Source organism: Parerythrobacter aestuarii, assembly GCF_030140925.1.
Lineage (GTDB): Bacteria > Pseudomonadota > Alphaproteobacteria > Sphingomonadales > Sphingomonadaceae > Parerythrobacter > Parerythrobacter aestuarii.
The window spans coordinates 419812-433332 of record NZ_JARBWD010000001.1; the positions used below are offsets into that span (position 1 = coordinate 419812).

Annotated in this window: 10 protein-coding genes; 7 read left to right on the top strand and 3 right to left on the bottom strand. The window is 64.2% G+C overall.

Annotated elements, in window-relative coordinates:
• Positions 1 to 112: 112 nt before the first annotated feature.
• From gltB to QPW08_RS02150, 3 genes are all read right to left on the bottom strand, one after another.
• Complete coding sequence (gltB, locus tag QPW08_RS02140) at positions 113 to 4756, bottom strand: glutamate synthase large subunit (RefSeq protein ID WP_284124081.1); 4644 nt, start codon at positions 4754 to 4756, stop codon at positions 113 to 115.
• Positions 4757 to 5004: 248 nt separating this feature from the next.
• A complete protein-coding gene (locus QPW08_RS02145; protein WP_284124082.1) occupies positions 5005 to 6981 on the bottom strand; it encodes a hypothetical protein in 1977 nt (658 codons plus the stop codon).
• Positions 6982 to 7027: 46 nt separating this feature from the next.
• Positions 7028 to 8257 carry a TIGR04063 family PEP-CTERM/XrtA system glycosyltransferase gene (locus QPW08_RS02150; protein ID WP_284124083.1) on the bottom strand — a complete coding sequence of 410 codons (1230 nt, stop codon included), beginning with the start codon at positions 8255 to 8257 and terminating at the stop codon, positions 7028 to 7030.
• A 111-nt stretch (positions 8258 to 8368) separates the two neighbouring features.
• Here QPW08_RS02150 and QPW08_RS02155 point away from each other — a divergent pair, with 111 nt between their 5' ends.
• The 7 genes from QPW08_RS02155 to QPW08_RS02185 all read left to right on the top strand — a co-directional run bounded on the left by QPW08_RS02155 (position 8369) and on the right by QPW08_RS02185 (position 13516).
• Positions 8369 to 8500: a hypothetical protein gene (locus QPW08_RS02155; protein ID WP_284124084.1), complete on the top strand. Its 132-nt coding sequence runs from the start codon at positions 8369 to 8371 to the stop codon at positions 8498 to 8500.
• The gene (locus QPW08_RS02160) at positions 8497 to 9894 is read left to right on the top strand and encodes a putative O-glycosylation ligase, exosortase A system-associated (protein WP_284124085.1); all 1398 of its coding nucleotides are present in this window, start codon (positions 8497 to 8499) and stop codon (positions 9892 to 9894) included. The genes QPW08_RS02155 and QPW08_RS02160 overlap by 4 nt, the downstream gene beginning before the upstream one ends.
• Positions 9895 to 9975: 81 nt before the next feature.
• Positions 9976 to 10425 carry a MaoC family dehydratase gene (locus QPW08_RS02165; protein WP_284124086.1) on the top strand — a complete coding sequence of 150 codons (450 nt, stop codon included), beginning with the start codon at positions 9976 to 9978 and terminating at the stop codon, positions 10423 to 10425.
• 69 nt (positions 10426 to 10494) lie between these two features.
• Positions 10495 to 11673, top strand: coding sequence for an acetyl-CoA C-acyltransferase (locus QPW08_RS02170; protein WP_284124087.1), 1179 nt, complete (start codon positions 10495 to 10497; stop codon positions 11671 to 11673).
• A 35-nt stretch (positions 11674 to 11708) separates the two neighbouring features.
• Positions 11709 to 12254 (top strand): carboxymuconolactone decarboxylase family protein, encoded by a 546-nt coding sequence (locus tag QPW08_RS02175; RefSeq protein ID WP_284124088.1) that lies wholly within the window; start codon positions 11709 to 11711, stop codon positions 12252 to 12254.
• A complete protein-coding gene (locus QPW08_RS02180) occupies positions 12251 to 12847 on the top strand; it encodes a hypothetical protein (RefSeq protein ID WP_284124089.1) in 597 nt (198 codons plus the stop codon). The genes QPW08_RS02175 and QPW08_RS02180 overlap by 4 nt, the downstream gene beginning before the upstream one ends.
• 57 nt (positions 12848 to 12904) lie before the next feature.
• Complete coding sequence (locus QPW08_RS02185; RefSeq protein WP_284124090.1) at positions 12905 to 13516, top strand: DUF4126 domain-containing protein; 612 nt, start codon at positions 12905 to 12907, stop codon at positions 13514 to 13516.
• Positions 13517 to 13521 lie beyond the last annotated feature (5 nt).

Below are 13521 nucleotides of genomic sequence, written 5' to 3' on the forward strand. Positions count from 1 at the left end.
TCCGATTTGGCCGAAGCCCCTGCGCAGGCAGGGGTCCAGCTGACGGCGCCGTTGCGCGCCATAGCGATGTTGTCTGGATCCCTGCCTTCGCAGGGATGACGGAAGAGGTAAATCATTCCGCCGCTTCCATGGCGGCTTCATCGCGCTCTTCCTCGAGCGTCTTCAATGCTCTGGCGTAGTCGGTCGGCATGACCTTGACGAATTTCGCCAGCGCATTTTCCCAGTCGGCCAGCAGCTCTGCCGCCTTGGTCGAGCCGGTGTGCAGCTTGTGCCGCTCGATCAGGATCTTCAGCCGTTCGGCATCGTGCCGCAGCATATCGCCCATGCCGAAGTCGTGCACGCTGGCCGGGCGCTGGCGCGGGCGGCCAGCGCCATCCTCTGCATCGGGCTCGGCGCCGATGCGCTCCAGCTCGACCTGCGCCGGGTTGACCATGTCGGCGAAGCTGCCGTCCTCGTCGAGGACATAGGCGATCCCGCCGCTCATCCCCGCGGCAAAGTTGCGCCCGGTCTTGCCGAGCACGACCACCACACCGCCGGTCATGTATTCGCAGCCATGGTCGCCGGTCCCTTCGACCACCGCGATGGCACCGGAGTTGCGGACGGCGAAGCGTTCGCCCGCGACACCCTGGAAATAGGCCTCGCCCGCGATCGCGCCGTAGAGCACGGTGTTGCCGACGATGATGTTCTCATCCGGCCGGCGGTTGGCGGCCTTGGGCTGGTGGACGATGATGCGTCCGCCGCTAAGGCCTTTGCCGACATAGTCATTGGCATCGCCGGTCAGGTCGAGCGTAACCCCATGGGCGAGCCACGCGCCGAAGCTCTGCCCGGCCACACCTGTCAGGTTGATGCGGATGGTGTCGGGCGCGAGGCCTTCATGGCCATGCACCTTGGCAATCTCGCCCGAGAGCATGGTGCCGACGGTGCGATTGACGTTGCGGATTTGGCGGTCGAGCACGACCGGCTCGCCCTTGGTGATGGCAGGCTGGCAGGCATCGATCAGCTCGTTGTCCATCGCTGTGCCAAGGCCATGGTCCTGTTCCTCGGTGTGGTGCAGCGAGGAACCATCGGGCAGGTCGACCTTGTGCAACAGCTTGCCGAGGTCGATCCCGGCTGCCTTCCAGTGGCGGTGGACGCGGCGCATGTCGAGCCGGTCGACCCGGCCGACCATCTCCTCGACCGTGCGGAAACCCAACTCGGCCATGATGGCCCGCAGTTCCTCGGCGACGAAGAAGAAGTAGTTGATCACATGCTCGGGCGTGCCGGTGAAGCGCGCGCGCAGCACCGGGTCCTGCGTCGCGACGCCGACCGGGCAAGTGTTCAAGTGACACTTGCGCATCATGATGCAGCCTGCGGCGATCAGCGGAGCGGTGGCGAAGCCGAACTCGTCCGCGCCGAGCAGCGCGCCGATAGCAACATCGCGCCCGGTGCGCAGCCCGCCATCGACCTGCACCGCGATGCGGCTGCGCAGGTCGTTGAGCAGTAGCGTCTGCTGGGTTTCCGCAAGGCCGATCTCCCACGGCGATCCGGCATGGGTCAGGCTGGTCAGCGGCGAAGCGCCGGTCCCGCCTTCGTAGCCGGAGATCGTGACATGGTCCGCCCGGGCCTTGGAAACGCCGGCGGCGACCGTGCCTACACCCACTTCGGACACGAGCTTTACGGAAATGCGTGCGCTCGGCTGGACGTTCTTCAAGTCGTGGATCAGCTGGGCGAGATCCTCGATCGAATAGATGTCATGGTGCGGTGGCGGCGAGATCAGGCCCACGCCCGGGGTCGAGTGCCGCACTGCGCCGATGCGCTTGTCGACCTTGTGGCCGGGCAATTGGCCGCCTTCGCCGGGCTTCGCGCCCTGCGCCATCTTGATCTGGATATCGTCCGAATTGACGAGATATTCGGTGGTGACGCCGAATCGTCCGCTGGCGACCTGCTTGATTCGGCTGCGCATCGAATCGCCATTGTCCAGCGGCTGGAACCGGAACGGCTCTTCGCCGCCTTCGCCGGTGTTGGACCGGCCGCCAATGCGGTTCATGGCGATGGCGAGGGTCGAGTGCGCCTCGTGGCTGATCGAGCCGAAGCTCATCGCCCCGGTGCTGAACCGCTTGACGATTTCGCTCGCCGGTTCGACCTCGTCCAATGGGATAGGGCCGCTCTCCAACGGCTTCAGTTCCATCAGTCCACGGATCGTCAGCAGGCGTTCGCTCTGCTCGTTGATCGAGCGGGCGAAGTCCTCGTAATCCTTGTGCTTGTTGCCGCGCACCGCGTGCTGGAGCGAAGCGATATTGGTCGGCGTCCAGGCGTGGTCCTCGCCGCGCAGGCGGTACTGGTAGATACCGCCGACATCGAGCATCTCGCGGTGCACCGGATCGTCGCCATAGGCAATTTCGTGTCGGCGCACGGCTTCCTCGGCCACTTGCTTCAGCCCGATGCCTTCAATCGTCGTGGCGGTGCCGGTGAAATAGTTCTCGATGAACTGGCTGGAGAGGCCGACCGCGTCAAAGATCTGCGCCCCGCAGTAAGACTGGTAAGTGCTGATGCCCATCTTGGACATGACCTTGCGGATGCCCTTGCCGACTGCCTTGATGTAGTTCGCCTGCACCTGTTCGGCGGTGAGCGAGCTGAACTTGCGCTGGCGCAGGTCCTCCAGCGTCTCGAACGCGACGTAGGGGTTGATCGCTTCCGCGCCATAGCCAGCCAGCACGCAATAGTGGTGCACTTCGCGCGCCTCGCCGGTCTCGACCACTAGCCCGGTCTGCATGCGCAGGCCCTGGCGGACCAGGTGGTGATGGACGGCGGCGGTCGCCAGCAGGGCCGGGATCGGGATGCGGTCTTCGTTCTGGGTGCGGTCGGAAAGGATCAGGATGTTGGCATCCTGCAGCACAGCCTCGGTCGCGGCCCAGCACATTTCCTTGATCGCCATCTCGAGGCCTTCGGCCCCGCTGCGCGCATCCCAGGTGATGTCGACCGTCGCGGTGCGGAAGGCACCGTCAAGCGCGGCCTCGACCGAACGGATCTTGGCGATATCCTCATTGGTGAGGATCGGCTGCTCCACTTCCAGCCGCTTGTGCGTCCCCGCTTCGCGGCCCAGCAGGTTGGGGCGCGGACCGATCATGGAGAGCAGGCTCATCACCAGTTCCTCGCGGATCGGGTCGATCGGCGGATTGGTAACCTGGGCGAAGTTCTGCTTGAAATAATCGTACAGCAGGCGGCTCTTCTGGCTCAGCACTGCGATCGGCGTGTCCGTGCCCATCGAGCCGATCGGGTCGTCGGCATTGGTCGCCATCGGCTCGAGGAAGCGGGTGATGTCTTCCTGGGTGTAGCCGAACGCCTGCTGGCGCTGCATCAGCGTGGTCTCGAACGGCGGCACTTCGGCCAGTTCGGGATCGACCACGTCGAGATCCTCGAGCTTGTATTGCGCGGCATCGAGCCAGTCGGCGTAGGGATGCGCCTTGCTGAGGTCGGCCTTGAGCTCTTCGTCCTCGATAATGCGGCCTTCCTCGAGGTCGATGATGAACATCTTGCCCGGCTGCAGGCGCCATTTGCGCACGATGTCCTCTTCCGGGAACGGCAGTACGCCGCTTTCGGAAGCGAGGCAGACGATGTCGTCCTTGGTCACGCAATAGCGCGCAGGGCGCAGGCCGTTGCGGTCGAGCGTGGCGCCGATCTGGCGACCGTCGGTGAAGGCCACGGCGGCAGGGCCATCCCACGGCTCCATCAGCGCGGCATGGTACTCGTAGAAAGCGCGCCGCGACTGGTCCATCAACGGGTTCTTGGCCCATGCTTCCGGCACCAGCATCATCATTGCATGGGCGAGGCTGTATCCGCCCACCAGCAGCAGCTCGAGCGCATTGTCGAGACAGGCGGTGTCGGACTGGCCGTGCGGGATCAGCGGCCACATCTTGTCGAGGTCGGCCCCCAGCAGCTCGCTTTCCATGGTGCGGCGCCGCGCGTTCATCCAGTTGACGTTGCCGCGCACGGTGTTGATCTCACCGTTGTGCGCCATGAAACGATAGGGATGGGCGAGCCGCCAGCTGGGGAAGGTGTTGGTGGAGAAACGCTGGTGCACGAGGCCGAGCGCGGATTCGCACTTCGGATCGCGCAGGTCATCATAGAATGAACCAACCTGGTTAGCTAGCAACAATCCCTTGTACACAATGGTTCGCGACGAGAAGCTGGGGATGTAACTCTGCGTCAGTCCCGGCAGCTCGTGCTTTTCGGCCAGCTTGGCGAGCGGGTTGAGCGTCTGCTTGCGGATTACCACCAGCTTGCGTTCGAATGCATCCTGGTCGGCGCAGTTGGTACCGCGGGCGATCACGCACTGGCGGATGACCGGCATCGAATCGATCACGGCCTTGCCGAGACCGTCCATGGTCAGCGGCACGTCGCGCCAGCCCACGACCCGCTGGCCTTCCTTCTCCGTGAACTTTTCCAGCTGGGCGATTACGAAGTCGCGTGCGGCGTCGTCCTGCGGCAGGAAGCACATGGCCACGCCATAGTCGCCCGGTTCGGGCAGCTCGTGCCCTTCCTGCGCGGCCCAGTCGCGGAAGATCGGATCGGGGATCTGCAGCAGGATGCCGGCACCATCACCCAGCAGCGGGTCCGCACCAACGGCACCGCGATGGTCGATGTTCTCCAGTATCTGCAGTGCCTGGGTGACGATGGCATGGCTCCGCTCGCCTTTGATATGCGCGACGAAGCCAACGCCGCAGGCGTCATGTTCATTGCGCGGATCGTAGAGGCCCTGCGAAGCGGGGTAAGCCATATATTCCATTCCTGCCTGGTGCTGCGGACACGCCGTTGGCGGCGGGGCGCGGCAATTAAGCACGCGTCTCGACGGGCAATCCCGGACCGAAACTTTCGCGAACTGTGCTTTTGAAGACAGGAAGTGTTTTTTGCAAGTGCGAAGGCTGCAAGAAAGTCTTGGCCCGGCGCAAGGCCACCGCTACGACGCCCCGTCGGCTGGCGGGGCATCGATTGTGAATTCGATTGCGTGGGACGAAAGTCGACCCGTCAGGCGGCGCCGCTCATTCGCTGCAGTTTTTCGAGCGCCTCGCGCAAGGCGCGTTCGGTCTCGGCCGGATCGACCGGTTTCTGCGCCGGGGTGGTCGGGCTGGCGCGCATCAGGCCGCCGTTCGGACCTGCGGGGGGTGCGTCGAACGGACGCGGCTGGTTACCTGCAGCCTGCTTGCCGCCTTCCTGGCCCGGGAACACCACGACCGGTTCGGGCGCGTCGGACCCTAGCGAATCGCCAGCATCGTCCTCGTCCTCGACGCGGACAAACTCGCGTTGCATGCCGAGTGGGCTCTTCATGCTGAGCAGGGAGCTATAGCCTTCGTCATTACCGGTATCGCCGTCTTCTTCTTCTGCCGGAGGAGCGAAGGATGCCGCCAATTCGGGTGTCGACTCCGGCTCAGCTGCTGCTGGCGGTTCGTTCGCGGCCGGTCGCGCAAAGAGCTGGCCAGGAGCCGTGGCCGGGCGTCCGAAGCCAAAATCATTGGCGAAGGGATCGTCATCGTCCTCTTCATCATCTTCGAACGCACCCAGGTCCAGCGGGCGAAGTGCTGCGGGAACAGCCTCGTGGCTGCGTTCCTCATCTACTTGCTCACTCGCTGACGCGAATGTCGGCGCAGAGAAATCCGGAGCAGCAAAGGCTTCCTCGGTCTCCTCAGCCGCAGACTCGAGAGGTGCTGGCTGGAATGCGAACGGCACAGCGGCAGCTGCTTCGTCGGCACCCGTCTCGCTTGCCGCAACCGGTGCTTCCTCTTGCGCCGACGGAGCCGAGGGAAGCCCGGGTTCAACATTCGCTTCCTGCATCGAGCGAGTGAAGCGTTCGATCAGGTCCGACATGGAAAGATCTGCCAGCGGCCCGGCATTGGCGGCGGAAGGCGCACTGAACTCCAGGCCGTTGCTTGCGTGGGCCGGGTTGGCGAACGGACTCGTTGCCGCGGCCGGAGGCGCACTGAAGTCCGCCTGGTCCGCTGCCGGACCGGCGAAGGGCATCGGCTCATCCTGCGGAGCACCGAAGATCTGGCGCGGAGGCTCCGTTACGTCGGGCTCGATTGCATTGTGTTCCGGTTCGTTCGTGCCGGAGAGTACTTCGCTGGGCATGCCCAGGCGCAGGCCGAAATGCGGCCGCGGCGGCTCGCCCGAGCCAACGGCCACATCGGCACCACCAGGCGTGGCATCGGTATCAGGGGCGCGCGGCGCGTCGAACGGACGACCTTCGGCCTTGGGGGCATCGAAGGATCGCGCGGATTGGTCGCCGGCATGACTATCGCCGGGAATGCTCGACATCGGTTCGGGTGTCGACACGTCACGCTCGGTCTCGTTTCCGGTGTCTTCGCCGGCAAACCCGCCGAGGTCGAGCGTCTCAAGCGGAGGGGAGCCCGTGTCGCTCTCGAAGGCGGACGGGGCATCCTGTTGCGAATAGGGATCGGCCTCACCCGGCACTGGAACGGTCGCGAGATAGTCGCTCGGCCCGGAGTCGTCGGTCACCGACAATGCGCGACGGCGACCGGGTAGCGCCGGCTTGGCCGTGGGCGCTTCTTCAAAGACTTCGTCTTCATAGTCGTCATCGTCTTCGATAACCGGGCCAAGACCTTCCTCACCCAGTTCTTCAGTGGCGAAGATCGGCTTCTTGGCTGGTGCCTCGGAGAAGTGCCGCTTCGACCTGCTGGCAGGCTGTCGGGGGGCAGAGGATTGCGAAGCCACCACCTTGCGAGAAATGAACAACCCGGCCAGCACGCCCAGCGAAGCCGCCAATGCGGCAATCACCAGCTTGGCGGTGAAACCGATTGGCGGAGCTGCGGCGGAAATCAAGGCCGGGAGCCCGAGAGCTAGCGACAGTTTTTCAAGCAGGACATTCGGCAAGACCAGGCTGCCGATGCCGAAGAGCGCCGCAAACCATAGCGCGACGATGGCCGGGAATGCCGGATGGGCGCTGATTGGCGGCTTGTTCCCGCCCTTGCGCTTTGCCGCTTTTGCCATGGTCTTGCTCACTACCTCTTCGTGTCCGGAGCGGATCCTGGTTGCCTTACGCAGCCTGGGACACTCGCCCATTCGGCACTTGGGCTAGCAAATGATGGTAAACGCTTTGATAACGATGAACATTGCGCGCCCAGTCATGGGCAGAGGCGACGTGCTTTGCAGCGCGTTCGCGGATGGGGTCCCAGCGCTCTGGATGCGCCGCAAGATCCGCCAGCACATCGGCAATCGAGGCTGGATTGTCGGCCGGGAACAGCGTCCCGGTAATGCCGTCTTCCACCAGCTCGCGATGCCCGCCGACGTCGGATGCCGCGACGAGACGGCGTTGGGCCATTGCCTCGAGCGGCTTCAAGGGCGTGACAAGGTCGGTCAAGCGGCTGCGCTTGCGCGGATAGGCAAGGATATCGATCAGCGAATAATAGCGCTCGACCTCGCTGTGCGGAACGCGCCCGGTGAACAGGATGGCATCCGCAACCGGGCTGGCCGCAGCCTGCGCCCTGAGCGCTTTTTCCATCGGCCCGCCCCCGACCAGTAGCAGCCGGGCATCCGGTTCCTGCTCGCGAAGGAGCGGCAGGGCTGCGATCAGATCATCAAGCCCTTCGTAGTCATAGAAACTGCCGATAAATCCGATCACAGGACCGCTATCAACGCCAAGTTCGGCGGCCAGCGCTTCATCGCGCGGCAGCGGCTCGCCGAACAGCGAGAGGTCCACGCCATTGGGAGAAAGCCCGATCTTGCCACCCGGATGCCCGCGCGCGACCAGGTCTTCGCGCAGCCCGTTGCAGATCGTGAACACCGCATCGGCCTGCGCCACGACGCGGTTCTCCAGCGCCCGTGTCAGGCGGTACTTGAACGAGCCCTCGCTTCCCGTGCCATTGCCAACGGCCGCGTCTTCCCAGAAGGCACGAATCTCGTAGACAACCGGAATGCCGAGCCGCTGCCCGGCGCGCACCGCAGCCATGCCGCACAACGCGGGCGAATGGGCGTGCAGCACGTCAGGCTGCCATTCCTGCGCCAGCGCCTCGATGGCATCGGCAAGCCGCGAGATCTCGCGGAACTCGCGTACGCCCGGCGGGCCGGTGACCTTGCCGCGGGTGCGGTGGAAGGTGAGCCCTTCGAGCTGTTCGCAATCGGGCCCGTCGGCAGAATGCCGCAAACTGGTGATTCCGCGCACCTCCATCCCCTGCGCCTGCTGGCTCTTCAGGATCGCGCGGGTGCGGAAAGTGTAGCCGCTGTGCAGCGGCAGCGAATGGTCGAGGACATGGAGGACGCGGGTCATGACATGGGCGCATAACCCCAATGTGCTTAACGCCGCGTCAACTCCACCCTGCTAGGCGCGAGAAAGGATGGCGTGCCTGCGTGCGCCGCAAACAGGATACTCGCGCCCGCCATGATCGACATGTTCGCCCTCCTGCTGGTGCACGGCCTGCTGTTCCTGGGCGCGTTCCGGCTCATGATGGACGATAGCGTCGACGAAGATTCCGCGCTGCATCCTGCCGAAGAGGATGGCACGGCCGAATGACCGACATCTTCTTCCTTGGCTGTTTCGGCCTGTTCATGGCGATGGGGCTGCGCCGCCCGTTCCTGTGGGTGCTCGCCTATCTGTGGATCGACCTGCTTGCCCCGCAGAAGATCGCCTTCGGCTTCTTCGCTTCGATCCCGGTGTCGCTGATCGCCTTCTGCGCAGCTTTTGGCGGCTGGTTGCTGACCGATACGAAGAAGGGCACCCGCTTCACCCTGCGCCAGGGGCTGATGCTGTTCCTTCTGCTGTGGTGCTATTACACGCTGCAGGGTTCGGCTTTTCCCGAACCCGCCGGGACCAAATGGGACTGGGTCTGGAAATCGCTGTTCTTCGGCATCTTCCTGCCGTTCACCCTGTTTACCCGCAAGCGCATGGAAGCCGCCGCACTGACCATCGTGCTGACGATTGCAGCAATCGTGATCTCGGGCGGCATGAAGACCGTCTTCGGCGGGGGCGGCTATGGCGTGCTGTCGCTGTTCGTGAACGACAACAGCGGTATCTACGAAAGCTCGACCATCTCGACTGCGGCCATCGGCATCATCCCGCTGATCCTCTGGTTCACGAAGCACGGCACGGTGTTCCCACCCGACTGGCGGGTGAAGCTGTTTGCTTGCTGCCTGATCCTCGCCTGCCTGCTGATCCCGATCGGCACTGTCTCGCGGACGGGCCTGCTGTGTATCGCGGTGCTGCTGGTGCTGGCGCTGCGCGATGTGAAGCGGCGGGCGGCCTTCATCATCGCAGGGGCGGCGCTGGGCGTGATGGCGTTGCCGTTCCTGCCGCAAAGCTATTGGGACCGGATGGCCACTATCGGCCAGGCCGATGGCGACGAGAGTGCCTCCACCCGTGTGGCGGTTTGGCAATGGACGCTCGACTATGTCGCGGAGAATCCCAAGGGCGGCGGCTTTGACGCCTACCGCGCAAACAAGTTCACATACCGGCTTCCCGTGCGCAAGGGCGAAGGCAATATGAGCTCGGTCACCTACGAGATGGTGACCGACGAAGGCCGCGCCTATCATTCAGCCTTCTTCGAAGTGCTGGGCGAGCAGGGCTACCTCGGCTTCCTCGCGTGGATCTGGCTGCACCTGCTGGGCCTGTGGCAGATGGAGAAGATTCGCCGCCGCTGGAAGACCCGCACCGGGGATGGCGAGCAATGGCAGGCACCGTTGGCGACAGCGCTGCAATATGCGCAGATCATCTACCTGGTCGGGGCGGCGTTCCAGGGCATTGCCTACCAGCCCTTCATCATGATGCTGATCGGTTTGCAGATCGCCTTCTATACCTATTGCAACCGGCTCGATTCGCCCGGCCACGTGCCGATCGGCGAGCGGCTGAAGGATGGTCCCCTGCCACAAGCCAAGCAGGACGTAGCGGCAAGCCGCCCCGCATTGCGCTAAGCCCCGCTATCCGCCATGAACACGCGCAATCGGCGCGCCGTTCAAGGAGTCGCGCCACCAACGCGACCAGGAGGATATGCAATGAGCCCGCAGGATCTTGCCGCCAAGACAGGCGAAGTTATCGGCACCAGCGAATGGGTCGAGATGACTCAGGAAAAGGTCAACATGTTCGCCGATGCCACCGGTGACCACCAGTTCATCCATATCGATGAAGAGAAGGCCAAGCTGACGCCGTTCGGCGGCACCATCGTGCACGGTTTCATGACCCTGTCGATGATCCCCTATCTCGGTGCCAACAGCTCTACACCCAAGATCGACGGGGTGAAGATGGGCGTGAACTACGGGGGCAACAAGACCCGTTTCATCAGCCCTGTCCGTGTCGGCAAGCGCATTCGCGGCCACTGGAAGCTGCTCGAAATGATCGAGAAGCGTCCCGGCCAGTGGCAGCAGACCTGCGAGATCACCATCGAGATCGAAGGCGAGGAAAAGCCCGCGCTGATCTGCGAGTGGATCACCCAACTGTTCGTCTGAACCCAAATACGACGTTTCGCTTCCTCCCCAGCTGAGACGTAACGCAACACATTTTCAAAGGAGCTCGCCATGCGCGACGCAGTAATCGTTTCCACCGCCCGTACCCCCATCGGCCGCGCCTACAAGGGCGGCTTCAACGCCACTCCCGGTGCCACGCTTGGTTCCTATTCGCTGGCACCCGCTGTCGAGCGCGCCGGCATCGAAGGCGGCGAGATCGACGATGTGGTGTGGGGCTGCGTCCTCACCCAGGGCACCCAGTCAGGCAATATCGCGCGCCAGGTTGCTCTGCGTGCTGGTCTCCCGGTCAGCGTCGCCGCGCAGACCATCGACCGCCAGTGCTCCAGCGGCCTGATGGCGATCAGCACGGCGGCCAAGCAGATCATCGTCGACAACATGGATATCGTCGTCGGCGGCGGGCAGGACTCGATCTCGATGGTCCAGACCCCGGAAATGCGCGTCGCACCCGATCGCTCGCTGATCGCGATGCACAAGGACGTCTACATGCCGATGCTGCAGACCGCCGAGACGGTCGCCGAGCGTTATGGCATCAGCCGCGAAGCGCAGGACGAATACGCGCTGCAATCGCAGATGCGCACCGCTGCCGGGCAGGAAGCAGGCAAGTTCGACGACGAGATCGTTCCGGTCACCACCACCATGGGGGTGAAGGACAAGGAAACCGGCGAAGTCTCGATGGTCGAAACCACGATCACCAAGGACGAAGGCAACCGTCCTTCGACCACGCTCGAAGGCCTGCAGGCGCTGCAGCCGGTGATGGGTCCGGGCAAGGTCATCACTGCCGGTAACGCTTCGCAGCTGTCGGACGGTTCCTCGGCTTCGGTCCTGATGGAAGCCAAGGTTGCGGAAAAGAAGGGCCTCCAGCCGCTTGGCCGCTATGTCGGCATGGCCGCTGCCGGTACCGAGCCCGATGAAATGGGCATCGGCCCGGTCTTCGCCATCCCCAAGCTGCTCAAGCAGACCGGGGTCAAGATGGAAGACGTCGGCCTGTGGGAATTGAACGAAGCCTTCGCGGTGCAGGTGCTCTATTGCCGTGACAAGCTCGGCATCGACAACGACATCCTCAACGTCAACGGCGGCTCGATCTCGATTGGCCACCCCTATGGCATGACCGGCGCGCGCTGCGTCGGTCACGCGTTGATCGAAGGCAAGCGTCGCGGTGCCAAGTACGTGGTCGTGACCATGTGCGTCGGCGGCGGCATGGGCGCTGCCGGCATGTTCGAGGTGTTCTAATTCACCTCAAGCAACCTCGCATCGAGCCGCTCGACATGGAGCGGCTCGACGAGGCGCAGGCCGAAGTGCTGGCGCCGTTCGCCGATCCTGCCAACAAGGTCGGCGGCGGCACCGTCCTCAACATCTTCCGCACGCTGGCGCATGCGCCCAAGGCGCTCAAGGCGTTCCTCGGCTGGGGCAATTACATCCTCAGCCGCCGGAATGCGCTGCCCGAGCGCGAGCGCGAGATCGTGATCCTGCGGACCGGCTGGCTGTGCAAGTCAGGCTATGAATTCGCCCAGCATACCAGGATCGGCAAAGCCTGCGGGCTGAGCGATGACGAAATCGCCCGCATCAAGGCCGGACCCGATGCTGCAGGCTGGACCCCGCTCGAAGCCGCCATGTTGCGCGCGGCGGACGAGCTGGTGGCGGATCACTTCGTGTCGCAACCGACCTGGGACGCGCTGGCGGAACTGGGCGACAAGGGTCGTATGGATGTCGTATTCACCGTCGGCCAGTACACCCAGGTCTCGATGATGCTGAACAGCTTCGGCATCCAGCTCGAGAGTGGCGACATGGCCGATCCGGACTTTCTGCCATGAGGCATTTGGTGCTGCTTTCGGCTGCGCTGCTGGCGCTGGCAGGCTGCGGGACTGAACCTGCGGATGCCCCCGATCAAAGTGGCCCGGGGGAGGCTCCCGTCGCAACCGGGGAACCACAAGCGCCGACGGGCTTCGCCTCAGTCTATACCGACCTCGATCTCGACAGCTGCGAGCTGCTGGAGCTGGAAACCGAGCAAGGTAGCAGCGCCAGCTGGCGCTGCCCCGGTTTTGGCGACACGCCGCTGCTGGTCGAGGAAGGCGATGGCCGGTTCGACCTCGATGCCGGGGTGGATGACAGCGGGTTCCAGACCATCGGAGCCTTCAACGACCTCAACGACACCATCGAATGGCGTCTCCTCGACGGCCAGCCCGTCGCGGTGATTTTCCGCTACCGCGACGTCTCGATGGAAACCAAGGGGCGCACGGTCCTCGCGGTCGAGAAGGTCGGCCGGCAAGGCGCACCCGGTTGCCGGATGGCGCAGATCGCCGGCAACACCCCCGAAGCCAACCAACGGGCTCGAGATTTTGCCGATGCGGCGGTGGATTTCTCCTGCGGAACCAGCGAGATGGCACTGGTCGGCGAGGCCCGCTAACCCCTTGCCAATCCTTCCCTGCGCGCGCATCCTGTGGCCTGAGGGGGGACGCGGCACATGGGTATCATGGAAATCATCGGCATTGCGGGCAGCGTCAGCCTGCTGTCGGGCTGGCGGCTTTACCTGAGCATCCTTGCCACCGGCATCGCCATGCGCGCCGGCGTGGTGCCGCTACCCGAACATCTCGAAAGCCTCAGCGTCCTCGCCAATCCCTGGGTGATGGGCATCGCAGCCTTCGCCGCACTGTGCGAATTCTTCGCCGACAAGGTGATGTGGCTCGATTCGATCTGGGACACGGTCCACACCTTCATTCGCCCGGTTGGAGGTGCGCTGCTGGCGCTAGCAATCATCGACCCGTCCGACCCGGCGACGCAGGTGGTCGCTTTCATCCTCGGCGGCGGGGCCAGCTTCTTCGCCCATGGCGGCAAGGCCAGCGCGCGGGCGGTGGTCAACACATCGCCTGAGCCCGTCAGCAATGTTGCTGTCTCGACGGTCGAAGACGTGGCGACCGTGGGGCTGCTCTACCTCGCCTATGAACACCCCATCGCGGCCGGCGTGATCGCGCTGGTGCTGCTGGCGCTGGTCGTCGCCCTGCTGCTGTGGGCGCGGCGGGTGATCAAGCGCATCTTCCTGCGTGTGCCCAAGGTGGAGCGCCCGAGCGGACCCTGATTGCC

Coding starts and splice junctions, on each gene's coding strand:
- QPW08_RS02155 (WP_284124084.1), top strand. CDS start 8,369: ATGATCGACATGTTCGCCCTCCTGCTGGTGCACGGCCTGCTGTTCCTG.
- QPW08_RS02185 (WP_284124090.1), top strand. CDS start 12,905: ATGGGTATCATGGAAATCATCGGCATTGCGGGCAGCGTCAGCCTGCTG.
- gltB (WP_284124081.1), bottom strand. CDS start 4,756: ATGGCTTACCCCGCTTCGCAGGGCCTCTACGATCCGCGCAATGAACAT.
- QPW08_RS02150 (WP_284124083.1), bottom strand. CDS start 8,257: ATGACCCGCGTCCTCCATGTCCTCGACCATTCGCTGCCGCTGCACAGC.
- QPW08_RS02165 (WP_284124086.1), top strand. CDS start 9,976: ATGAGCCCGCAGGATCTTGCCGCCAAGACAGGCGAAGTTATCGGCACC.
- QPW08_RS02170 (WP_284124087.1), top strand. CDS start 10,495: ATGCGCGACGCAGTAATCGTTTCCACCGCCCGTACCCCCATCGGCCGC.
- QPW08_RS02145 (WP_284124082.1), bottom strand. CDS start 6,981: ATGGCAAAAGCGGCAAAGCGCAAGGGCGGGAACAAGCCGCCAATCAGC.
- QPW08_RS02180 (WP_284124089.1), top strand. CDS start 12,251: ATGAGGCATTTGGTGCTGCTTTCGGCTGCGCTGCTGGCGCTGGCAGGC.
- QPW08_RS02175 (WP_284124088.1), top strand. CDS start 11,709: ATGGAGCGGCTCGACGAGGCGCAGGCCGAAGTGCTGGCGCCGTTCGCC.
- QPW08_RS02160 (WP_284124085.1), top strand. CDS start 8,497: ATGACCGACATCTTCTTCCTTGGCTGTTTCGGCCTGTTCATGGCGATG.